Below are 22560 nucleotides of genomic sequence, written 5' to 3'. Positions count from 1 at the left end.
AAATCACAGCTTCTTTATTCCGAGATAATAGAAAGGTAGTTTTAAATAGAGCTTCAATTTTTTTCTAAAGAAATAATATCTACTTTTAGAGCTCCACTTTTCTTCGAAATCATACTTCGCTCTTTTGGTCATCAACATCTGTTTTACGGAGCTATGTGTCTTTAGCGTTTTACTATCAAGATGATCAACCACTGACGAAGTCACCAAAGCATGCTTTAACCCATGCTTCTCAAGCGTGCGCGCATAGTCGTCATCCGCATACCAAAAATAAAAGCGCTCATCGAGCAGACCTGTGGTTTCGAGCATGCTGCGCCGAAATACCAAGCACCAACCAGATATTTCTTTTAGTACGCCATAGCCAGGATAAACACCTGAGTTCACCGCAAAGCCGTTTTTTGGATGATGCAGAGAGCAGGCCGGACTGGCACTGATGAGTTGCGTATCAGCGGAAAACGCTTGAAGCAGCTCCGACGCCCACCCAGGGTGAAAGTACAGGTCGTTGTTGCAAATGGCTACAAAGGGGCCGGTGGTGCGCTTGATGCCTTCATTCATGTATTGGTGGTAATTGAATGGCGGCGGCAAGTAGAGCGTGCGCACTCCAGCTTGCGTGTATTCAGGCGACTGATGGTTAGACTCCACCACAATGACATCAAAGATGACGTCTTTAGAGCTCTCCGACGCTAGCAACGTATCAAGACACGTGTCGGTCATTGCACGCAACTCTGCATTCTTGGCAAAGCTAAGGATCACAACATCGATGCGCACTGGCCCTTCCGCGCTATTGCCTTCCACTTGTTTTAATCCATTCATTGCAGTGTTTCCCTTGCCGCAGTCTTCGGCTTTTTCAGCAACAGGTGGCGCAGCCGCTTGAGTAATTGTTTGTCCCATAGCCGTAGGGGCACTTGCCTGATCAGCGACCAGCCGAAAGACTTATCATAGACAACAGCCATGCGCAGCGCTTTGGTGATTAGCCGCGCTTTGGCAGATTCGTATTGCGGATGCGTGGCATAGGGGGCAATAACCTCTAATCCGTAGCGATATTCCGCTTTGTAGTTTTTCGATAAACTGCCGTCGTGCTTACGATACAAGGTCACTACTTCTGGCAGGATATCGACGAAGAAGCCCGCTTCAGCCACCTTCAAAGTCATTTGAAAGTCTTGAATTTTGATCTTGGGGTCATAACGACCGGCCAGGTCCATTGCGTCACGACGGTAGACTGCGATGTTACCGCCAACCACTAAGGCAGCCGCCAACGCCTGCGAAAAATCGTAGCGTCGCACAGATCGCTTTTTGTCCTTCTTCGGCAGCAGCACGCCGTGCTCGTCTATACGCACGGCTCCACCGCCAAGACAACCAACCTCAGGGTGGGCCTGCAGATACGCTAACTGCACAGCAAGGCGGCCGGCGGGCATAAGATCATCAGCATCAAAGGTCGCCACAAAAACCCCGTGAGCGTGCTCCAAACCAGTGTTAAGCGCAGCACTAACACCTGCATTTTTCTGACGTATAAACTCTACCCGGCGAACCAGACTATTGACCTGTTCCTGGGCCAATGTTGCTTCGATTACTTCGACGCTGTTATCGCTTGAACCATCATCAACAACAATCAATTCAAAATTCGGATAGTCCTGTGTGAGAACGCTGCGCAAGGTTTCGGCAACAAAGGTCGCGTAGTTGTAACAAGGTACAATGACCGAGACCAATGGAGCGTTAATGGAGGCGATGGGGCTCATGGGCGAAACTCTTGCCAACCGCTTTCACTTACCCACCACGAATCCTGCCGTGACAAGTGCGCCGGACCGCGAAGCTTCTCAGACGAAATACCCTGCCAATGCTGGTTTTTCCAGACCAGGAAATGCAAATAAGGTAACTCTTGCCCGTTTAATGCGCTGTTGGTGAGCCGTCCTTTCTGGAGAAACCAGTAATCTGGCACCACTCTCTGTCCATCAGGAAGCATGCTGAATGTGCTGTGCGACTCAATAAACTCACTGCGCTGCGCCCAGCGGTTGAAGCGCGCGGCAAAGCGGCGTAAACCCTCTGGCCAATTTTTGTGACGAACAAATAAACGGCTGAACGCCCCTTCATCGAGCGCCTGATGGGCCTCATCTGCATAGCGCTGTTGCCAATGCGGTATAAGCTTAAAGGCCTCGCGCATGACCGCTGTATTACGCAGCAAACAAAGGTGGCCAGAAATGCGTCGCACGTGTGTGGCGAACAAGTCTTTCTCTGCCAGCCGAGCCGCAGTGAAATAGCGTCTCAAGTCACCGTACACCACATCGATATCACCAAACGCCCAAAAGTCGTAGCCGGCAAGATGTTCGGCATGGATGTATCCCAACGCTGGTTTTATGTCGCATAGCTTGTACGGATTAGCCGGGTAAAACTCTATACCCAAACGCGCGGACACCAGAGCGCAGTAGTCGGCATAGGACATTTCAATAAATTGCGTGTTCGCAGGTGCCTGGTCGGGAATCCCGCAATCGGTAAAAAATAACCAATCAATATCCGGGTTACGCCGACAGCCCTGCAGGAAATAATCCATCCAAAATGGCCATGCGCCAAAATAAGGTATGACAAATCGGATGCTGGGCGGGGCAGTTTTTTTGCTATTGATCATGCACACAAAACTCTATTTGTAAGGGGCGGTGACCGGCAATTGCCAGAAACGCCGCTGAGCGGCGGTATCGGAAAACAACAATATCAGTCTTTCATTTGCTTGTTGTCCCAGCATCGCAAGTTGCTCTGCATCGTAACCAGCACAACGTAGCAGGGTAGCCGCGAGGGACGTGGCGTCGCCAAAAGGGAATAAACAACCAATGTCGCCCACCACCTCTGGACCACCTCCACAGTCACTGCAAATCAGCGCGTTACCGGCCGCCATGGCCTCCAGCAACACCATACCGAAAGGTTCATGGTCTGAGGTTAGTGCAAACACATCAAATGCCTTGAAATACTGCCGGGCATCAGGAACCTGGCCCGTAAAAACCACTCGGTCTTCTATCTCTAAGCTTTGTACCAGCGCTTTCAATTTCGACTCTAACCGGCCCACTCCCATAATCACCAACACGGCTTGCGGCGGCAATGCTGGTAGGGCCTTGGCAAAGCCTTCAACCAGAGTAGCTTGGTCTTTATCCGGGTGCAGACGACCAACATTGCCGACCACCCAGGCGTTGTCTGGCAGTTTTAATGTGCGCCTAGCCTCGCCACGCGAGACCAGAGCATCACTAACCGCCTCTACATCAATTCGATTGTGCAGTGTCTGAATACGCTCGTGTGGCCAGCCGGGCAGACAGCTGCGGATGTCCTCACGCACCGCGTCAGACACTGCCAGCAGATGCAGACGACTGCGAAAAACACGGGCAAATAGCTTGCGCCCCAAGCGCTCAAAGTCGCCGAAAGCGTGATGCACACCGATAACGGGCAAGTTAGTGGCCAAACAAGCGATATAAGTGGGCTTGGAGCGATGGGCAATGCAAAAACTGAAATCGCGCTCGCGGGCAATCTGCCGCAACTCGCGGATGGCCTTCAGTTTTAACCCTCGAATGTCTGCGGAGCTGTATTCCATGAACAGGACTTCAGCAGACTGGCACTTATCTGCCACCTGCTGATCTTTCTTTCCCGTCAGAAAAACGGTCGTGACTTGATAATCAGTGCCATCAAACAGGGCGGCATATTGCCGGGCACAATCCAGAAACGGTCCATCGTAACCGTGGCAGAATTGCAGCACCCGGCGTGCTGTGCGAGAAGTGCTCACCTTTTCACCACCAAAATATCCTCCATGATCAAAAACTGCAGACCCGTGGCAAAAAACAGGTTCAGTGCATCGGTGGGTGAACACACCATTGGCTCGCCATCGCGATTCAATGCGGCGTTGAGAACAGTACCGTTACCGGTCATCTGCTCAAGCTCCTTCATCAGGTCGTAATACTGTGGATTGTACCCGCGTTTGAGCACCTGTGCTCTAACAGTGCCGCCTAGCCTTGCCAAAGCGGAAAGCCGTTTTGCTCGATCAGAAGTCATATCGAAAGTGATCGCCATAAACGGCGCAGGGTGGTCATTTGCTAGCATTTCGACCGCCTCAGTATCCAGCATGGAGTAGCTAAAAGGGCGCCATTGCTCATTAAGCCTGTATTGTTGGTTAATCCGTTCAATTACATCTTTTGCGCTCGGACAGGCAAGCATAGAACGCCCACCTAAACCCTGCGAACCCAACTCCATGCGCCCCTGAAACCAGGCGACCGGATTGCCCTCCGCCAGCACTTTGGCGATTTCATCGGTGACGTTGTCGAGCTGCTCCCACTGCGGTTTATTCGGATGGCGAGCACAGGCGGCGATGATGTCTTCATTGCTATAAGCAGGCCCGAGAAAAGCGTGTTCCATCTTCTCGACTGGCACGCCATTTCTGACTGAGATAAAGGACGCCGCGCCGATAGCAGCCCCACTATCCCCGGAGGCGGGCTGTGCGAAAAACTCCCTAACGTCCGGGCGCGAAAGAATACGCTGATTAAGGCGCGCGTTGAGCGCACCCGTGCCGGCTGAAACGATAAGACCGGTCTCGCGTAAAATATCGCCTAGATAATAGTCCATCATCTGCAGCGCCAGCTTTTCAAATAGCGCCTGCATACTGGCCGCGTAATGTACGTAAGGCTCACCGACGGTATCGTCTTTTCGTCTAGGGCCCAACCACTCGACCAGCTTCGGAGAGAAGGCGTAGCCCTTGCGATCTTCCTTGTAACGGCGCATACCAATCACGTTGACGTACTCATTGTCGACGATCAGCTCACCATTCTCGAAGGTGGCAAGACGAGAGAAGTCGTACTTGGCGGCATCGCCATAGGTGGCCAGGTCCATGACCTTGGTTTCGCCATCAAGCATTTCAAAACCCAAGTATTCCGCCAGTGCCGCATAAAGCCCACTCAGCGAATCCGGGTCGTAAAATTCCTTAATCTTATGAATTTTGCCATTTTCGCCATAACCAAAAAACGTGGTGGCGTATTCACCTATGCCGCCGAGCCCCATGATCGCGGTTTTCTCGGTAAAACCAGAGCAGTGATAGGCACTAGAGGCCTGCGCGAGATGAGGCGCCACAGTCTCCAGCCGCACCTTGTCGAGATCGAATCCCAACTGTTCCAAACACCACCGCATCTTATTCCGGTACTGTTTAAAACGCCGTTTGTCGTTCAGAGTGACAGCCAATGCTCCGCCGGGGGCGTACCAGCAACGCTTGGCAAAATGTCTGCGCGCAGCGCTACCAAATAGGTTGGGCGGTGCCAAGGAGATGGAGACGATGTCAACGTCATTCGCTGCTATGCATGCCTGTGCCAGACAAAATTTGGCTGACTCATAGGGCGTACGGTGCCTTGCGTGCTTGTCGCGCACAAAGCGTTCTTCCTCTGCTGCCGCGATGAGCTTGCCATCGATATACAGTGCCGCGGAGGGAGCGTGGCTTAATGCGCCAGAAAGGCCAAGTATCGTCAGTGCCATGGTCTTCCTCGTTACTGCTCGGCATCCAGGGGCGTGGTAGGCAAGTGCGCTTCCAGCCACATGGCCAGAGGGCTCTCGGCAGGCCAGTTGCGAATAAAGCGCGCACGGTCACGTGACCAGGCCTGACGCCATGCGTTCCCATTGCGGTGCTGTTGCATGGCATCAAGATCGATCAGCACCACTTCGCCGTGCAACCACAACAAATTGGTTGCTTTGCAATCACCGTGGCTGACACGCGCAGACACCAGCTGCTTAAACACTTTCAATAGTGCGTCGCAGGTTTCTGCATCCGGCAAGCTGTCGCCCTGCTCACCCAGATGCTTCAGCAGGTTATCACCCGGGCAATACTCGGTAATCAACCAGGCCTGACGCCGCAACGGGCCAAAGCGGCTTTCAATCATCGCAAGAGGCGCGGGTGTGGCTATGCCAAGAAACTGCAACCGATGCGCCGCCAGCCAAGAATGCCACGCGCGGCTCGGGCGCCAAAAACGTTTCAGCCAGTGGCCCAGCCCTTTGATGTTGTAGCGTTTTATCACCACCGGACCATCGCCGGTCTCTGCTCTGACAACGGTGCTACTGCCGCCGTCCTTTAGCAACGGTTGGGCTACAAAGTATTGGTCAGGGTCTTTCACCAGCGCGTTCAACCGATCGGCTTGCATGCGTACCACTGCGGTAAAACGTCCCCAAGTGCTCTTTACCGAGAACTGAGTACAGTCACGTAAGCTTTTGCCGAGATAGTCCGTCTGACGACGCTCACGCACAGCGATGATGCTATCGCTAAGCTTGTCCGGGTTGAGGGCTAAGGGGTTGTGTTGCAAATAACTGATCAGCAGCAACTCGGTGAGTTCATCCCACTCAACCGGTAGCTGCGCGAAAAAAATAGCCAGGTTTTGCTGAGCCTGCTCAGCTGTCAACGGCTGCCCCGGACTCAGCAATTCAACGGCATCACCGTCAATCATGTACACGCGATCTTGCTGCTGCAGAAAGTTACCTAAATGCAAATCTGTCTGCACCAGACCTTTAGCATGCATTTCGCCGATAATCGCCAGCGCTTGTCCGAGCAGATTTGCCGCTTGGGTAGCTCCCGGCTGACGGCTTGGCAAGGCGTCCCAATGCTGTTGTAAAGAAACCGCATCACTCAGAAACTCGCTAATCAGATAACGCCCGCCACCCTCTATCTCACCTTCGCCGAGCAACACGGGGGTGCTTATATTCTGCTGAGTCAGCGCCTGTATCCCCTCCCGCTCGCGCAAGCAGTGACGCGCAGCGGCTGCAGCGATAAACACTTTAAGCAAAACAGTACGCTCATTCTGCGTGGCCTTAGCGACCAAACGTTTGCCCGGCAATACACGCAGCCACTGCTCGACCAACAACTTAGTACCATCTGCCAATGGCACGTGCAACGGTAGCGCCGGGGCACGGCCAGCACGCTGCAGCTCAGCAGTAAGTGTCATCTTTTAGCTGCCTTGCTGGCCCGCCGCGCCAACAAGCTCAGCACCAGCGCCTTGCTTTCGTCATTCAGGCGCTGTTGGCCAAAATAAGCCAGCACAAAACGCAGCCGCTGAGTGCGGCTCGGCACGGCGCTGCGCCTGTCCAAAGTTTCAAGGTCGCGCACATAATCGCGATGCCCAAACCAGGCCCGACGCGTTTTTTCCAGATCGATCAATCTAGCACCGGCGCCATCTCCGTGGAGCTTCAAAAAAACGTGCTTGGGATAAAGGCAGTTATGAATGACCCCCGCATTGTGCAGTGCCCGAACCAGAGCACCCGCGGCCTTCAACAGCGTGCGAATTTGCTCAGGTGATAATTGCTCCCAGCGCTCGAACCACTCGTCCAGCGGCGCGTAATCATCCAAAGCGCGAGTCAGCAGCACTGCTTGTTTGCGGCCATTTACCTCGCGACGGGCAAAAAAAGCGGCTTCAAGCGCAGGTATACCCAGTTCGGCGTAATCCTGCACTGCCCGAAACTCGCGAGCAAAGGTCGGCTCCCCAAAAGGCGCCTGCAAGGTTCGGGTACAGTGGTTATCCTGGCGTTTCAGGTAGAAACACTGCTGTTCTCCGTTAACATCGACCAATGCAAGGCGATGCACGCTGCTCCAGCCACCACGCCCCGTGTTAGGGGCGTCTACGGCTTCTAGATCCAGCGCCCAAAGTGCTTCAAAATTGTCGAGTTGATGACGACTGAGCACCTCATTGGCATTAACGGCCACAAAGGGCAAACGAGTCATTCTCTCCCCTCAAAATAGGTGGAAATCGCCCGTATCTGCTTTTTGTCTTCAGCATTCAACCGGGGCTTTCCAAGATAGTCTTTATAAAAAGCCAGTCGCTGTGAGCGGCTCAAATAGCGCTTTGCGAGCTTATCCAAGCAGGCCAGATCTTTGATAACACGATAGCGCAACATGGGGCCCCACCAGAATGTTCCACCAGGGCAATCAATCAGATAGACGCGGCTGTTAGGCCGTTCATCCACTAAAATATTCCGCCATTTAAGATCGTTATGGGTAAAGCCCTGGTCATGCATCATCCGCGTGGCACAGGCAATTTGCCGAGAAACGTGGCGAACCCAAACACGATTGTGCAGGCGCGGATCCCCCGCTTTAGCTACATCCGCCAAATCGCGAGTCTCCGCCAACTCTTCGGTAATTAACGCCCCGCGCACAAAAGCACCGCCTTGGCGCTCGGAACCAAAAGCCACGACGGGCGCGGTGGGTATTCCCCACGCCTGGAAATTAAGCAGATTTTCCCACTCAGCCTGAATACGAGGGCGGCCAATATAACGACGCAGGTTCTTCCCTGCACCGGTATAACGCTTGAGATAATAGTAACGATCTCCAACCCAAATTTTGTGCACACTACTGAGCGGGTCACTCGTGATTAGCTCACCCTCAAGCGAAAATACCGTCGCAATGTCAGCAAACAGCAGCCCGCTATCCCCGGTTGCGTATTCGGGGTTGAGGGTCCAGCGCTTCATAATGTAGCGCCGGGGGCGTACTTACGCTCGAAACGCGCTTGTAGCTTCGCGGCTTTGCGCTCAAGCGATCTCAGCAACGGCGCCTCTTGCTTCAATACATCGCGCAACGGCAAGCCAAAATAAGTACGCAGAAAACGCAATTTATCACCGCGGGTCAGGCCGATATTCAAGGCGGAAAAGTACAGACCGGCCAGGTCTTTGTTACGCCAGCGCAGTGGGACTTTGGAACGCACCTGGGCACGGTGCAGATCGATTAGCGACAGCGGCACATTTTCGACGCTCAACGGCTGATCGGTATGCAGCAGAAAATGACAAATATAGCAGTCGCGATGATTAACCCCAGCGCGATGCATCTGACGGGTCATCTGGGCCACGCGTTCGATCAGTGCTCGTTTTAACTGCGGTAGCGGTGGGCTGCTCAGCCACTCAATGCTGAAGTCTTCCAGACTGATAGTCGGCGCCAGCTCTTCGGTGATGATGAAAGAATGCTGCCCTGCCGGATTACGCCCTTGCTCACCGAAAGCCACTGCGGTCATGGTCGGCACGCCAGCTTGCTGTAGTGCGGCGATCGCCTGCCACTCCTGACCTGCGCCCAATACTGGCGCCTTTAGCGTGCTCCAATTCTTTAAAATTTCGCCCCAGCCAACCCCACGATGGATCTTTACGAAGTAGCCCCTACCTTCTACTTCCGTGCGCAGCGTACGCCTGGCTTCCAGCTCGCGGAAAATTTCACCTTCCAGACGTTCGACCTCAACAAAGGGATCGCGGCCAGCCCAGAGACTGGCAAAAGGCTCTTTCAACGCCAACGTCATGCATTCGCTCCCAATATAACGTCTGCCGCGCGCTCGGGCAGACTGTAGAGATCTTCCTGATCAGCAAAACGCAGCGCATTCGCCTTCCAGCTCTGACGTAGCTCCGGATTGTTCAGCATGTCTGCCAGCATCTTGTTCAGCGCCCCTTGTGCAAAGGGAGAAGGTACCACCAACCCGCAGTCGGCCTCTTCAATGAAGTGGGCATAGCCGCAAACGTCGGTTACCAATACCGGAAGCCCTGCAACCAATGCTTCAAGCAACACAGTGCCGGTGTTCTCATTATAGGCGGGATGAATCAGCAAATCGGCCCCGAGCAAAAAGCGCGGCACATCGCTTCGCCCCTTGAGAAACTCAACCTGCTCAGCCACCCCGAGAGAACGGGCCAAACGCTTGAACTTGGCAGGCTCATCCTGGCCAACAACCATCAAGCGGGTGCGGCCTTTCAGTCCAGCCGGCAAAGCAGCAAGCGCGCGAATTGAACGATCCAGCCCTTTAGTAATGAAGCCCGAGCCAATTTGTACTAGCAGCAGCTCGTCTTCCGCCAACTTAAACTCGCTACGGAACTCAGCGCGCAGCTCGGGGGCGTTATCCGGCGCGCGTCTGTCCGGCGAGATGCCCGGTGGCAGCATGTGGAAACGCTCAAGCGGCGTGCGATAATGCTTGGTGAACAATGGCAGTTGCACATCCGAAATCATTAATATCTCGGTACCCAGCGCTGGCGAGAAAACGGCCTTCTCATAGGCTGAAAAGTGTCGATAACGAGCGAGGCGGCGGTAGAGCGGACTGCGCAACGTCTGCGCCTTGTCTTCGAAACAGGGGTCAGCGGCGTAATACACGTCCAACCCCGGCATCTTGTTGAACCCCACGATGCGATCAACCGGACGCTTTGCCAGATCAGCTTGTACCCAAGCGGTAAACTTTTCGTTGCGTCGATGGTTGCTCAAAGCTTTGACCGGCACCATCACCACATCGAATCCGCGCGGCACCTCACCATCCCAGCTCAATGTGTATACGCGAATGTTGTGCCCTCTGGCTTGGCACACTTGGGCAATACGCAGAAAATCGCGCTGCAAACCACCGAAGGGAAAATACTTGTAGAGCACAAAGGCCAGTTGCATTAGTCAGCTCTCGTTGCGGACATTAAGGTGTGCAGCTGCGCCAACACGCGCTCTGGAGCCAAACGGGTAAAGCACAGTGGCTGCTCTTTGCTCAAGTCGAACTGCTGCGCATCGGCGGGTGTCGGCTTATAGTTGCAGGTTTTACGCAAGCAGGGCGCGCAGGCAAAGTCACTGGCCAGATGCCGCTGCGCATGACCGTAGGCGCCGGTAAAGCCGGGATTGGTCGGACCAAACAACGACAGCGTAGGCACATCCAGCGCAGCGGCGAGATGACCCAATCCAGTATCAACCGCGACGCAGGCCTGGGCACCGGCCAACACTTCGGCAATACTCGCTAACGGTAACCGCGGCAACACCTGCACCGCCTCCAGCCCCTCAGCAATCCGCTGTGCGCGGGCTTGCTCCGGCAAGCTGCCCCAAGGCAATTTGACCTGCAAGCCTTGAGCAACGACTCGTTCAGCTAACTCGCGCCAATAGACTTCCGGCCAGTGCTTGGTGACCCACGTAGTACCGTGCAAAAAAACCACATAATCAGCTCTTTCAGCTGCATCCGCAGCCGCCGCTGGCGGCGCCAGACCATAATCACCCAGACCTTCAGGCACGCGATACCCCAGCGCTTGAGCAAATAACTGCCGGGTACGCTCAACCGCATGCTGCCCCCAGGGCACATTGATCTTCTGCTTATAAAGACGGCTGGCCATGGATTCGCGGGCTGACTCACTGTCCAACCCCGCGACTGGTCCACGCGCATAGCGACTGAGCCAAGCGCTTTTCAATAGGCCTTGAGCATCAATAACCAAATCATATTCAGTTTCGCTGACGCGCTGTTTGAACGTGCGCCACTCACCGCTGCGCATCGTCTGCCAGAGGCTCTTGCGCCACCGTCGCACGGCCACGGGAATAACACGGTCAACTGCGGGATGCCAGGCTGGGATCTCGGCAAAACCTTCTTCCACCACCCAGTCAAAGCGGATACCCGGTATTGCTCTCGCGGCATCGGTAATCGCAGGAAGGGTATGAATCACGTCACCCAGTGACGTGGTTTTGATCACCAATACACGCATCGGCTAAAGGTCCTGCGGATCGGCCAGCAGATCACCGACCAGGTGATCCAACGCGGTAATCACCTGAGCTGGCGGCAAATCGCGCAGGCAATTGTAGTGACCGAACCGGCAAGTGCGGTCAAAGCAAGGGCTACACTCAAGGCCCAGCTGCACGGTGGCAACTTGCGCAGCCAAGGGCGGTGTAAAGCCTGGAGAGGTAGACCCGTATACCGCCACTAACGGCCGATTCAAAGCGGCTGCCACGTGCATCAAACCAGAGTCGTTGCTCACAACAGCCTCGGCGCAGGAGAGCAAATCGATTGCTTCGGCCAGGCTGGTCTCGCCGGCCAGATTCACCGCCTCTTCGCGCAAGCCGGGAATCAAGCGCGCGCGAATCTGCTCCCCCACCGGGTGATCACTTTTAGAGCCAAATAACCAAACCTGCCAGCCCTGCCGAATCTTCTCCTCCGCGACCTTGGCGTAGTGCTCACTTGGCCAGCGCTTGGCTTCGCCAAATTCAGCGCCGGGGCACAACGCCAACACCGGACGATCCAATTCCAGCGAGAAGCGCGACAAGGCGATAGCTCGAGAGCTATCTTCGATCTGTAAAGCCGGGTTGGGATAGGGTTGCGGCAACTCAGCGCCAGCCGGATAAGCCAACGCCATAAAGCGCTCAATCATCAGCGGATAACGCGCTTTATCGAGCACCCGCACATCGTTAAGCAGACCATAACGCATTTCACCACGCCAGCCGGTACGCACCGGGATGCCAGCGAAGAACGGCACCAAGGCCGACTTTAGGGAATTGGGCAACAAAATCGCCTGATCGTACTGGCCAGCCAGCTCGCGGCCGATACGCCGACGCGTAGTCAGCTCCAGCGCGCCGTGGCCCAGCGGAAAACTGAGCGCCTGACGTACTTCAGGCATACGTTCCAGAATCGGGCGACTCCAGTCCGGCGCCAGCACGTCGATCTGACAGTCTTCGCCATGCCGTTGTTTCAGGCAGACGAACAGGGTTTGCGCCATAACCATGTCGCCAACCCAGCTCGGTCCTACGATCAAAATATTCATAAGGGCAGTTTCAAGCTGCAAGCTTCAAGCTGCAAGTCGAAAAGCAATTCCTGACTGCTTGCCGCTTACAGCTTGTCACTTGCCGCTTATTTGACCAACGTCCGCCACTCGGCGTGATCCGCATTCTGACCAGTAACCAGGTCAAAATAAGCCTTTTGCAACTTCTCAGTTACTGGACCGCGACGACCTTCGCCGATCTGACGGCAATCGAGCTCACGAATCGGCGTAACTTCTGCAGCCGTACCGGTAAAGAAAGCTTCATCGGCGATATAGACTTCATCGCGAGTGAGGCGTTTCTCAACAACCGGAATGTCGAACTGATTAGCCAACGCCAGCACGGTTGCACGGGTAATACCGTTCAGGCAGGCCGTCACTTCAGGCGTATAGATGGTGCCATTTTTGACGATGAACACGTTCTCGCCGGAACCTTCCGCCACGTAACCTTCCGGATCAAGTAACAACGCTTCATCTGCACCAGCAGATACCGCCTCCTGCAGAGCCAACATGGAGTTCATGTAGGCTCCTGTGGCCTTGGCACGGGTCATGGTGATGTTGACGTGATGACGGGTAAAGGAACTGGTGCGAATTTTGATCCCGCGCTCCAATGCTTCTTCGCCCATATAGGCGCCCCAATGCCAAGCCGCGATAACCACGTGCACCTTAAGGTTGTCAGCGCGGATACCCATGCCTTCAGAGCCGTAGAATACCAACGGGCGAATGTAGGCGGTTTCAAGACCATTCTCACGTACCACGGCGCGCTGGGCTTCGTTCAGCTGCTCTTTGGTAAAGGGAATCTTCATACCCATGATATGGGCGGAATCAAACAGGCGGTCAGTGTGAGCCTGCAGGCGGAAAATCGAGGTACCGTCTGGCGTGTTATAAGCACGAACACCCTCAAATACACCCATGCCGTAGTGCAGCGAATGCGTCAGCACATGCACGTTGGCTTCGCGCCACGGAACCATTTCACCATCAAACCAGATAACACCATCACGATCCGCCATCGACATAGCAGCCAGCTCCATATTCTTTGTTCTCTCAGTCTTGCGTTCTTGGTTCTGCCTGAGCGCTCCAGCACGCCTGCCCCTCACGCGACGGGGTCAGGCTCTGGGGTCGGCAGCATCTGCTGCCAAAGCTTGATGACTCCATGACGGAAATCATGAAACTGGTCGCCGCTTACTTTGCCCGGCTGCTTTTGCAAAGCCAGGCGATGAGCCGCTGCGCGGTAGGCTTTGTAAGCCTCCTGCAAGCGGTGTACGTCTTCACCGGCGATCAGGCCAGCGTTCTGCAGCTCATCAAGAATCCTGATGTTATCGGTGTAGCGTAGTAATTCGGGGTACCGGCACGACCAGGCTAGAACCGCATATTGCACCATAAATTCGATATCAACGATACCTCCAGCATCTTGCTTGAGATCAAACAGGCGCTTATCGGTGAAGGCATCGGCGCTGGTTCCGGCAGCCGTCGCGGACGTTCCCAGGTTATCGCGCATTTTTTGCCGCATGGACGCCACCTCACGCGCTAGTGCCTTTTCATCACGCGGGCTGCCGAGTACTTCAGCTCGCAGCGCAGCAAACCCGTCCACCAAACGCGGACAGCCGACCAAGGGACGCGCGCGCACTAGCGCCTGATGTTCCCAAGTCCAGGCACCATCACGCTGATAACGCGCGAAGGAAGTCAGCGAGCTGACCAACAGCCCCGAGTCACCCGAGGGGCGCAAACGCATATCCACCTCATAAAGCGCCCCTGAAACAGTCTGAGTATTGAGCATATGAATAATACGCTGCCCCAGGCGGGTAAAAAACTTGCTGCCATCAATAGGCCTGGCACCGTCCGTTTCTGATTGCGGATCACCGTCGTGCACAAACACCAGATCCAAATCAGAGCCGTGACCCAGTTCAATGCCACCGACCTTCCCGTAGCCCACCACGATGAAGTCCAGCTCACAGCGTGAGCCGTCAGCTTGCGCGGGCTGACCGTGGCGCGAGACCATTTCGCGCCACGCCAACTTGAGTACCTGCTGCAAAATCGCCTCGGCAATCCAGGTCAGATAATCACTGACTTTCATCAGCGGCAGCGTGCCGGCGATCTCCGAAGCGGCGACCCGCAATACATGAGCGCGTTTGAAATAGCGCAGCGTTTCCATCTGCTGCTCCAGATCATCCTCGGGGATGCGCAGCAACTGCTGGCGCAACTCGTCCGCCAGCTCGTCCGGCTCCGGCGGACGGTAAAGCCGTCCGGCGTTCAGCAGCTCATCCAGCACCACCGGATAACGGGTGATTTGCTCGGCGATCCACGGGCTGGCAGCACAAAGCACCAGCAACTCACGCAATGCGCCAGGGTTCTCAGTCAGCAGCACTAAATAAGCCGACCGGCGGGCCACCGCTTCAATCAATGGCAAAACCCGCTCCAACGCGAGGTCCGTATTTTCCTGCTCGCAGGCCATTGCTAACAAACGCGGCATGAAACCATCGAGCCGCTCGCGTCCTAGCCGCTGCATGGCCCTGACGCGGCCAGATGCCTGCAGTGCCCCAAGCCGCCGCCAAGCCGCAGGTGCATCGTGGAAGCCGGCCGCATCAAGTTGCTCTAGAGCTTGCTCCTCGTCCAGCGTGCCTTCCCACAGAGGTATCCAATCGGCATGCGGTGCTATGGGCTCGGCTTCGTCCTCATCCGGATCGGCAATTACCCCGGCGAAGTGCCGCGCGACCGTATCCCGCTCAAAATCAAGCCGCTCGCGAAAGGTTGCCCAATCGGTAAAACCCAGCATGAATGCGATGCGCGCCTGACCCAGCGCATCAGTCGGCAGCATTTGAGTTTGCCGGTCGTCGACCGCCTGCAACGCGTGCTCGGTGTCACGCAAAAAACCATAAGCGGTGCTGAGCTCGTCCACCGCTTGGGCCGGCAGATAATCATTGGCGGCAAGGGTTTTCAGCACAGCAAGAATGGGTCTTTGTTGTAGTGCACGATCACGGCCGCCGTGAATTAACTGAAAGGCCTGACCAATGAACTCCACTTCACGAATACCGCCGGAGCCCAATTTAACGTTATCTTGCAACCCTTTGCGCTGCACTTCGCGTTGAATCATCTGCTTTAGGCTGCGCAGCGCATCGATGGCCGCGAAATCCAGATAGCGCCGGTAAACAAAGGGCTTGAGCATGGCTTGTAGATTGGCACCGGCGGCCTGATCGCCTGCCACAACCCGCGCCTTGATCATCGCGTAACGCTCCCAGTCGCGCCCCTGGCTCTGGTAATACTGTTCAAGCGCGTCGAAGCTGAAGACCAAGGCACCGCTGTCGCCGTAAGGCCGCAATCGCATATCCACGCGGAACACAAAACCGTCTACGGTGGGTGCGTCCAACGCTTTGATCAGTTTTTGTCCAACACGAATAAAGAACTCTTGATTGGACAGGCTACGACGGCCGCCATGGGTTTCGCCCGGCTCAGGATAAGCAAATATAAGGTCAATATCCGAGGATAAGTTGAGCTCGAAAGCACCGAGCTTGCCCATGCCCAGTACTACCATGTGCTGCCGCTCGCCAGCTTCGCTACGCGGCTCGCCAAGCGACGCGCAGCTCTGCAAATACAGCCATTGATAGGCCTCATCGATGCACGTATCAGCCATATCGGATAAATCGCGGGTGGTTTCCAACAAGGCCGCCATCCTTGTGAGGTCACGCCAGATAATGCGCACCTGCTGCGCCTGCCGAAAACGGCGCAGGCGCTGCGCCAACTCCTCCTCACTATTTAGCTCCTGCAACTCATGCTGCAGCATCTCGCGCATCTCGCCTTCAACCAGCGGGCGCAGTAAGCGTTCGTCTTCCAACAGGTGCCACGCCATTAGCGGATCACGTCGCAGTTGCTCGGCAACGTAGTCGCTACCGGCCAGTACCTGCGGTAACTGCTGCTGAAACCTGTCACCGAGCTCATCGAGTCGCGACGCCAGCCCCGACGCATCCACTGCGGCACGCCATTGCGCAAGATGATGATCAAGTGTGGGACGCAGCGTGTCGGGCAACAGCGGCAAAGAATTAGGCATGGTCTATCCTGTACAAAAACCGAAACAGCAGCTTGCCATGATGGTCGTCAGCAGGAAAGCACAGGAACTTGCGACCAACTGGTCAGAATGTAGCAAAGCTACATATACGACTAACGAAGAGTGGAATAACCTACTTTTTTGTAGTAAAACTACAAGAACAATTTCAGTCAACCCGTGTCACAACACCCACAGGTGTTAGCGAAATCTACGCACGGCCATGTTGCCAGCCCGTTCGCTCGCGACAGTTCGGCGTTTTCCGGCACTTGCAAGACCCACAAGGTCTGGAGACCATAATGAAGCAAGACGATATCGATCCGCTCGAAACCCAGGAATGGCTCGACGCCCTGGAGTCCGTACTCGACAACGAAGGCGAGGACCGCGCGCACTACCTGATGACGCGCCTTGGTGAGCTAGCCAGCCGCACTGGCACGCCACTGCCCTACGCCATTACCACGCCTTACCGCAACACCATTCCAGTCACCCACGAAACCCGCATGCCCGGCGATCTGTTTATGGAACGCCGCATCCGCTCGATGGTGCGTTGGAACGCCTTAGCCATGGTGATGCGCACCAATCAGCAGGATCCGGACCTGGGCGGCCACATTTCCACCTTTGCCTCCAGCGCCACCCTGTATGACATTGGCTTTAACTACTTTTTCAAAGCGCCGACCGAAGAACACGGCGGCGATTTGGTGTTTTTCCAGGGTCACGCCTCCCCGGGTATTTATGCCCGCGCCTTTATGGAAGGCCGCATCAGCGAAGAGCAGATGAACAATTTCCGCCAGGAAGTCGATGGCGAAGGGCTCTCGTCCTACCCACACCCTTGGCTGATGCCCGAGTTCTGGCAGTTCCCGACTGTATCTATGGGCCTAGGCCCCATCCAGGCCATTTATCAAGCACGCTTCATGAAGTATCTGGAGCACCGCGGCTTTATCGAGCCGGGTAAGCAGAAGGTCTGGTGCTTCGTTGGCGACGGAGAAACCGACGAGCCAGAATCTTTAGGCGCTATCGCTCTGGCTGGCCGCGAGAAGCTCGACAACCTGATCTTCGTAATCAACTGCAACCTGCAGCGCCTTGATGGTCCGGTACGCGGCAACGGCAAGATTATTCAAGAGCTGGAAGGTAGCTTCCGGGGCGCTGACTGGAACGTCATCAAGGTCATCTGGGGCCGTATGTGGGATCCCCTTTTCGCCAAGGATGATAATGGCTTGCTGCAACAGCGTATGGAAGACGCCGTCGACGGCGACTACCAAAACTACAAAGCCAACGATGGCGCCTATGTGCGCGAGCATTTCTTCGGCACGCGTCCCGAGCTGCAGGACATGGTCAAGGACCTGTCCGACGAGGAGATCTGGAAGCTCAACCGAGGCGGCCACGACCCTTACAAGGTGTATGCCGCGTACCACAATGCGGTGAACCACGAAGGCCAGCCGAGCGTCATCCTAGCCAAGACCATCAAAGGTTACGGAACCGGCGCCGGTCAGGGCCAGAACACCGCGCACAACACCAAGAAAGTCGATATCGACAGTTTGAAGAAATTCCGCGACCGCTTCGACATTCCGGTCAACGATGACGACCTGGAGAAATTGCCCTTTTATAAGCCCGAAGAAGGCAGCGCTGAGTACAAATACCTGCACTCGCGCCGTGAAGCACTGGGCGGCTACATGCCACAGCGCCGCGTCGAGAGCAGCAAAGTGCCGGTACCACCACTGGAGACCCTGAAAGCCATTTTGGACGGCAGCGGCGACCGTGAAATTTCTACCACCATGGCCTTCGTGCGCATTCTGTCGCAACTGGTCAAGGACAAGGAACTAGGTCCGCGTATCGTGCCCATCGTACCGGATGAAGCACGCACCTTCGGCATGGAGGGCATGTTCCGTCAGCTCGGTATTTACTCTTCAGTTGGTCAGTTGTACGAGCCCGTCGACAAGAATCAGGTGATGTTTTACCGAGAGGACAAGAAGGGCCAAATTCTTGAGGAAGGCATCAACGAAGCTGGCGCCATGTCCAGCTGGATCGCTGCTGGTACGGCGTATAGCACGCATAACCAACCGATGCTGCCGTTCTACACCTTCTACTCCATGTTCGGCTTTCAGCGTATTGGCGACCTCGCTTGGGCCGCTGGCGACAGCCGTGCCAAGGGCTTCCTGATTGGCGGTACCGCTGGCCGCACCACATTGAACGGGGAAGGCCTGCAGCACGAGGACGGTCATAGCCACATTCTGGCTAGTACGATCCCCAACTGCCGCAGCTATGACCCGACGTATGGCTACGAACTGGCGGTTATCATCCGCGAAGGCGCGCGCCGTATGATGGAAGAGCAAGAGAATGTTTACTTCTATCTCACCGTGATGAACGAAGCCTACGAACAGCCAGCCATGCCCAAGGGCAAGGAAGTACACGAAGGCATCATGCGCGGCATGTACCTGCTCGATTCAACCGGCAAGCCAGGTGACCTGCACGTTCAGCTAATGGGTAGCGGTACCATTTTGCGTGAAGTGCGCGAAGCGGCGAAGATTCTTAAGGAGGACTTCGACGTCACTGCCGATATCTGGAGCGTTACCAGCTTCAACGAACTACGTCGCGAAGGTTTGGCTGTCGAGCGCGACAATCGCCTGCATCCAACCCGCAAAAAACAGCTCACGTTTGTCGAGCAGTGCTTGGCGAAACGCGTTGGCCCGGTCATCGCTTCAACAGACTATATGAAGCTGTTCGCTGACCAGATCCGTCAGTGGGTACCCGGCACCTACAAGGTATTGGGCACAGATGGTTTTGGCCGTAGCGACAGCCGCCGCAAACTTCGCCAGTTCTTTGAGGTAGATCGTCACTGGGTTGCTTACAGTGCGCTGAGTGCGCTGGTAGAGGAAGGCAAACTGAAGCCTAAGGTGCTAACTGATGCACTCAAAACCTTCGGCATCAACCCCGACAAGATCAACCCACTGGACTGCTGAGGAGCGACGGTATGAGTGAACTCATTAAAGTACCCGACATCGGCGGTGGTGAGGGTGAAGTAATCGAAATTCTGGTCAAGGAAGGCGACACGGTCGAGGCGGAACAGTCGCTGATTGTGCTCGAATCCGACAAGGCCAGCATGGAGGTGCCCTCCCCCAAGGGCGGCGTGGTCAAGTCCATCAAGACCAAACTGGGCGACAACCTGAAAGAGGGTGACTCGCTGATTGAGCTGGAAGTCGCCAGCGGCGATAGCGACAAGCAGCCCGAATCCGAAGACAAACCTGCCAAGGAGAAACAGCCAAAGCAGGAAGAGCCGAAGGGTAAGGAAGCGCCACAAGAGAAAAAGCCCGAGCCTAAAGCCGCACCGAAGAAGGCCGCGAGCAAAAGCCAAGCCGTCAAAGTGCCAGACCTGGGCTCCGATGCTGGCGCCAAAGTGATCGAAATTCTGGTCAGCAAAGGCGATAAGGTAGAGGCCGACCAATCACTACTGGTACTGGAATCTGACAAGGCCAGCATGGAACTGCCGGCACCTTTCGCTGGAGTCATCGAGTCAATCGAAGTCAAGCTTGAGCAAGACGTTAAAACCGGCGATCTGATCATGCACATGCAGGTTCAGGGCGAGACGGACGACGCCGAACCAGAGGCCGACGACGAAGCGGCTGAGGAAGACAGCGAACCGGCTAAGGAAGAGCAAGCCGAACCCGCTGAGAGCAAAGCGCCGAAAGCAGAGAGCCCGCCGCCGGTAGGTGGTCCGAGCCGTGAAGGCGCCAAGGTGCATGCCGGCCCAGCGGTGCGCATGCTGGCCCGCGAATTCGGCATTGACCTAGTCGATGTGAAGTCCACAGGCCCGCGTGATCGTATTCTCAAGGAAGATGTGCAGAAGCACGTACAGGCAGTGATGAAACAGCAGAAGTCCGCACCTGCTACCGCAGGCGGCTCAGGCATTCCTGCCGTACCCGAGGTCGATTTCTCGCGCTTTGGCGAAATCGAAACCAAAGACATGACGCGCCTGCAGCAGGTTGGCGCCACCAACATTCATCGCAGCTGGCTGAATGTGCCGCATGTTACCCAGTTTGATCTGGCTGACATCAGCGGGCTTGAGGTCTTCCGCAAGGATCAAAAGGCCGTCGCGGAGAAGGCTGGCGTCAAACTGACTATTTTGCCCTTCTTGCTCAAGGCCTGCGCTCACGTACTCAACGAGCAAACGGGCTTCAACGTTGCGCTCGCGCCAAATGGCAAGCAACTGATCCAGAAAAAGTACGTGCACATCGGCTTTGCAGTTGATACGCCGGATGGCCTGCTGGTGCCGGTTATCCGCGATGTCGACAAGAAGAGTCTGCTGCAACTGGCAGGTGAAGCAGCCGAGCTCGCCGACAAGGCGCGCAACAAGAAGCTCGGGGCGGACGCGATGCAAGGCGCCTGTTTCACCATTTCCAGCTTGGGACACATCGGCGGGACTTACTTCACGCCGATTGTGAACAGCCCGGAGGTGGCGATTCTTGGCGTATCAAAGGCAACCATGCAGCCTGTATGGGACGGCAAGGCCTTCCAGCCGCAACTGATGTTGCCGCTGTCGCTTTCCTACGACCACCGCGCGATTAACGGTGCGGCCGCGGCCCAGTTCACCAAACGGCTCGGTGAGCTGCTGGGTGATATACGTTCGATGCTGCTGTAAAAAAAGCAGGCGGGGAGAAACCTCCCCGTCTGGATACCATTGGCGGCAGGTTCGATGAATACAGACGATTAACTCAATCGCTTGTCTCAACGACCTGTCAGCGTATTTGGTTTAATTAGCTGCCTTAAGCTGGCGTTGTTTCTCTTCCATTTGTTTACCCAGCTCCAGCAATTGATCTTTGCTCATCAGCTTAGCGGCATCCTTGAACATCTCTTCCTCTTCCTCTTCGATGTGATGCTCCAGCAATTCTTTGAGCACCTTCATGCGTCCAGAGAAGTTGAGACTACCTGGCTCGGTTTTGAACAGATCAGGTAACACTAACTCTTCCACTGCACGGTGCTCTTCCTTCGCCTCGGCTACCATCTTCGCCTCGTCTTTAGCACCCGCTTTGTTAAAAGCCGGATAGAAAAGTTCTTCTTCCAGCGTCGTATGAATCGAAACTTCCGTGCGTATTTTCTCAAGCAATTCCGAGCGCGTTTTTATCGCGCGCTCCGTGGTATCCATAAGCTTGGCAAGCAGGCTCTTTACTGTTTTATGATCTTTTTTTAACAGTTCAATTGCATTCATCTCGGCTAACCTCATTCAGGGTAGGTGACACTAAATTGTGACCAAGCGAGCAAAGAAGCGTTCCAGTCATTTATTTCATCGGTCGCAAAAAATTTATTTGAACCATTTTTTATTACGCCGGTTAGTTCATATACCACCCACTCGCGTTACCAGCAGGAGCTACTTCATGAACACGATTGATACGAAAGAAGTGATTTCCACCCTGAACGATCTGATTGAAACCAGCAAAGACGGCGAAGAAGGTTTCCGTGTATGTGCTGAAGATACCAAGCGTGCGGACCTGAAAACCTTATTTGGCCAGCGGTCGCTAGAGTGCGGCAAAGCTGCCCAGGAACTGCAGGCAGTGGTTGTGCGCTTAGGTGGCAAGCCAGAAGATTCAACCAGCATTGGTGGTGACATGCATCGCCGCTGGGTAGACCTCAAGTCTATGATCACTGGTAAAGATGATAAAGCCGTACTCAACGAATGTGAGCGCGGCGAAGATGTGGCTAAAAAGAACTACAAAGAAGCACTTGAGAAAGGGCTGCCAGAAGATGTGCGTCAGCTAGTGCAGCGACAGTACGAGGGTGTTTTGCGTAACCACGATCAAATTAAATCGTTACGCGATGCAGAGCGTGCACGCAGTTAAGTTCAAAAAAGCTATTTAATAGCAGAAAGTAACTGGCGGGCTCCCACTATGCGAGCCCGCCAGATTAGATTTGCAAAAAAATAACTTCAATCCAGCCCACCCTGTAGTAATTTTTACACTTACCTAATACTTATCTGCAAAAAAGAGGGCTGTTTGCAGCCCCCTCTTTAGCTCACTCACTTTCAACAAAGCGGGCAGACCAGT

Annotated in this window: 18 protein-coding genes; 3 read left to right on the top strand and 15 right to left on the bottom strand. The window is 55.1% G+C overall.

Going from position 1 to position 22560, the window contains the following annotated elements:
- Positions 1 to 3: 3 nt before the first annotated feature.
- From AC1XYH_RS02765 to glnE, 14 genes are all read right to left on the bottom strand, one after another.
- Complete coding sequence (locus tag AC1XYH_RS02765; RefSeq protein WP_483325141.1) at positions 4 to 810, bottom strand: glycosyltransferase family 2 protein; 807 nt, start codon at positions 808 to 810, stop codon at positions 4 to 6.
- Complete coding sequence (locus tag AC1XYH_RS02760) at positions 807 to 1733, bottom strand: glycosyltransferase family 2 protein (protein WP_483325140.1); 927 nt, start codon at positions 1731 to 1733, stop codon at positions 807 to 809. Before AC1XYH_RS02760 ends, AC1XYH_RS02765 begins: the two co-directional genes overlap by 4 nt.
- Positions 1730 to 2617: a DUF6625 family protein gene (locus tag AC1XYH_RS02755; RefSeq protein WP_483325139.1), complete on the bottom strand. Its 888-nt coding sequence runs from the start codon at positions 2615 to 2617 to the stop codon at positions 1730 to 1732. The genes AC1XYH_RS02760 and AC1XYH_RS02755 overlap by 4 nt, the downstream gene beginning before the upstream one ends.
- 12 nt (positions 2618 to 2629) lie before the next feature.
- A complete protein-coding gene (locus AC1XYH_RS02750) occupies positions 2630 to 3754 on the bottom strand; it encodes a glycosyltransferase (RefSeq protein WP_483325138.1) in 1125 nt (374 codons plus the stop codon).
- Positions 3751 to 5484, bottom strand: coding sequence for a carbamoyltransferase family protein (locus AC1XYH_RS02745; RefSeq protein ID WP_483325137.1), 1734 nt, complete (start codon positions 5482 to 5484; stop codon positions 3751 to 3753). Before AC1XYH_RS02745 ends, AC1XYH_RS02750 begins: the two co-directional genes overlap by 4 nt.
- An 11-nt stretch (positions 5485 to 5495) precedes the next feature.
- Entirely contained in the window at positions 5496 to 6938 is a 1443-nt protein-coding gene (locus AC1XYH_RS02740) for a lipopolysaccharide kinase InaA family protein (protein ID WP_483325136.1), read from the bottom strand.
- On the bottom strand, positions 6935 to 7711 hold the full coding sequence (locus AC1XYH_RS02735; RefSeq protein ID WP_483325135.1) for a lipopolysaccharide kinase InaA family protein: 777 nt from the start codon (positions 7709 to 7711) through the stop codon (positions 6935 to 6937). Before AC1XYH_RS02735 ends, AC1XYH_RS02740 begins: the two co-directional genes overlap by 4 nt.
- Positions 7708 to 8454 carry a lipopolysaccharide kinase InaA family protein gene (locus AC1XYH_RS02730; protein WP_483325134.1) on the bottom strand — a complete coding sequence of 249 codons (747 nt, stop codon included), beginning with the start codon at positions 8452 to 8454 and terminating at the stop codon, positions 7708 to 7710. The genes AC1XYH_RS02735 and AC1XYH_RS02730 overlap by 4 nt, the downstream gene beginning before the upstream one ends.
- A complete protein-coding gene (gene rfaP, locus AC1XYH_RS02725; RefSeq protein ID WP_483325133.1) occupies positions 8451 to 9266 on the bottom strand; it encodes a lipopolysaccharide core heptose(I) kinase RfaP in 816 nt (271 codons plus the stop codon). Before rfaP ends, AC1XYH_RS02730 begins: the two co-directional genes overlap by 4 nt.
- Positions 9263 to 10384 (bottom strand): glycosyltransferase family 4 protein, encoded by a 1122-nt coding sequence (locus AC1XYH_RS02720; RefSeq protein ID WP_483325132.1) that lies wholly within the window; start codon positions 10382 to 10384, stop codon positions 9263 to 9265. Before AC1XYH_RS02720 ends, rfaP begins: the two co-directional genes overlap by 4 nt.
- Complete coding sequence (gene waaC, locus AC1XYH_RS02715; protein WP_483325131.1) at positions 10384 to 11448, bottom strand: lipopolysaccharide heptosyltransferase I; 1065 nt, start codon at positions 11446 to 11448, stop codon at positions 10384 to 10386. The genes AC1XYH_RS02720 and waaC overlap by 1 nt, the downstream gene beginning before the upstream one ends.
- 3 nt (positions 11449 to 11451) lie before the next feature.
- Positions 11452 to 12498: a lipopolysaccharide heptosyltransferase II gene (waaF, locus tag AC1XYH_RS02710; RefSeq protein WP_483325130.1), complete on the bottom strand. Its 1047-nt coding sequence runs from the start codon at positions 12496 to 12498 to the stop codon at positions 11452 to 11454.
- 86 nt (positions 12499 to 12584) lie between these two features.
- Positions 12585 to 13508 (bottom strand): branched-chain amino acid transaminase, encoded by a 924-nt coding sequence (locus tag AC1XYH_RS02705; RefSeq protein WP_483325129.1) that lies wholly within the window; start codon positions 13506 to 13508, stop codon positions 12585 to 12587.
- 77 nt (positions 13509 to 13585) lie between these two features.
- On the bottom strand, positions 13586 to 16534 hold the full coding sequence (gene glnE / locus AC1XYH_RS02700) for a bifunctional [glutamate--ammonia ligase]-adenylyl-L-tyrosine phosphorylase/[glutamate--ammonia-ligase] adenylyltransferase (RefSeq protein WP_483325128.1): 2949 nt from the start codon (positions 16532 to 16534) through the stop codon (positions 13586 to 13588).
- A 293-nt stretch (positions 16535 to 16827) separates the two neighbouring features.
- Between glnE and aceE the strand changes: the two genes are divergently transcribed.
- Together aceE and aceF are read left to right on the top strand one after the other, a co-directional pair.
- Positions 16828 to 19485, top strand: coding sequence for a pyruvate dehydrogenase (acetyl-transferring), homodimeric type (gene aceE, locus AC1XYH_RS02695; RefSeq protein ID WP_483325127.1), 2658 nt, complete (start codon positions 16828 to 16830; stop codon positions 19483 to 19485).
- An 11-nt stretch (positions 19486 to 19496) separates the two neighbouring features.
- Positions 19497 to 21161, top strand: a complete 1665-nt coding sequence (aceF, locus tag AC1XYH_RS02690; protein WP_483325126.1) for a dihydrolipoyllysine-residue acetyltransferase — start codon at positions 19497 to 19499, stop codon at positions 21159 to 21161.
- A gap of 111 nt (positions 21162 to 21272) precedes the next feature.
- Here the strand turns inward: aceF and AC1XYH_RS02685 are convergent, their stop codons facing one another.
- The gene (locus AC1XYH_RS02685) at positions 21273 to 21728 is read right to left on the bottom strand and encodes a hemerythrin domain-containing protein (protein ID WP_483325125.1); all 456 of its coding nucleotides are present in this window, start codon (positions 21726 to 21728) and stop codon (positions 21273 to 21275) included.
- Between the two features lie 166 nt (positions 21729 to 21894).
- On the opposite strand from AC1XYH_RS02685, the gene AC1XYH_RS02680 reads away from it, so the two are divergent.
- Entirely contained in the window at positions 21895 to 22356 is a 462-nt protein-coding gene (locus AC1XYH_RS02680) for a PA2169 family four-helix-bundle protein (protein WP_483325124.1), read from the top strand.
- Positions 22357 to 22560 lie beyond the last annotated feature (204 nt).

It is taken from the genome of Pseudomonas sp. GW-45 (assembly GCF_056896675.1).
Note: the sequence above shows the minus strand (reverse complement) of the source record. Positions and strands in the feature narration are given on the sequence as shown.

What these genes read in the sequence shown, in the direction of transcription:
- waaF (WP_483325130.1), bottom strand. Translation starts at nt 12,498, where the DNA reads ATGAATATTTTGATCGTAGGACCGAGCTGGGTTGGCGACATGGTTATG.
- aceF (WP_483325126.1), top strand. Translation starts at nt 19,497, where the DNA reads ATGAGTGAACTCATTAAAGTACCCGACATCGGCGGTGGTGAGGGTGAA.
- AC1XYH_RS02740 (WP_483325136.1), bottom strand. Translation starts at nt 6,938, where the DNA reads ATGACACTTACTGCTGAGCTGCAGCGTGCTGGCCGTGCCCCGGCGCTA.
- AC1XYH_RS02745 (WP_483325137.1), bottom strand. Translation starts at nt 5,484, where the DNA reads ATGGCACTGACGATACTTGGCCTTTCTGGCGCATTAAGCCACGCTCCC.
- aceE (WP_483325127.1), top strand. Translation starts at nt 16,828, where the DNA reads ATGAAGCAAGACGATATCGATCCGCTCGAAACCCAGGAATGGCTCGAC.
- AC1XYH_RS02760 (WP_483325140.1), bottom strand. Translation starts at nt 1,733, where the DNA reads ATGAGCCCCATCGCCTCCATTAACGCTCCATTGGTCTCGGTCATTGTA.
- AC1XYH_RS02705 (WP_483325129.1), bottom strand. Translation starts at nt 13,508, where the DNA reads ATGTCGATGGCGGATCGTGATGGTGTTATCTGGTTTGATGGTGAAATG.
- AC1XYH_RS02735 (WP_483325135.1), bottom strand. Translation starts at nt 7,711, where the DNA reads ATGACTCGTTTGCCCTTTGTGGCCGTTAATGCCAATGAGGTGCTCAGT.
- waaC (WP_483325131.1), bottom strand. Translation starts at nt 11,448, where the DNA reads ATGCGTGTATTGGTGATCAAAACCACGTCACTGGGTGACGTGATTCAT.
- AC1XYH_RS02685 (WP_483325125.1), bottom strand. Translation starts at nt 21,728, where the DNA reads ATGAATGCAATTGAACTGTTAAAAAAAGATCATAAAACAGTAAAGAGC.
- AC1XYH_RS02765 (WP_483325141.1), bottom strand. Translation starts at nt 810, where the DNA reads ATGAATGGATTAAAACAAGTGGAAGGCAATAGCGCGGAAGGGCCAGTG.
- AC1XYH_RS02755 (WP_483325139.1), bottom strand. Translation starts at nt 2,617, where the DNA reads ATGATCAATAGCAAAAAAACTGCCCCGCCCAGCATCCGATTTGTCATA.
- glnE (WP_483325128.1), bottom strand. Translation starts at nt 16,534, where the DNA reads ATGCCTAATTCTTTGCCGCTGTTGCCCGACACGCTGCGTCCCACACTT.
- AC1XYH_RS02730 (WP_483325134.1), bottom strand. Translation starts at nt 8,454, where the DNA reads ATGAAGCGCTGGACCCTCAACCCCGAATACGCAACCGGGGATAGCGGG.
- rfaP (WP_483325133.1), bottom strand. Translation starts at nt 9,266, where the DNA reads ATGACGTTGGCGTTGAAAGAGCCTTTTGCCAGTCTCTGGGCTGGCCGC.
- AC1XYH_RS02680 (WP_483325124.1), top strand. Translation starts at nt 21,895, where the DNA reads ATGAACACGATTGATACGAAAGAAGTGATTTCCACCCTGAACGATCTG.
- AC1XYH_RS02720 (WP_483325132.1), bottom strand. Translation starts at nt 10,384, where the DNA reads ATGCAACTGGCCTTTGTGCTCTACAAGTATTTTCCCTTCGGTGGTTTG.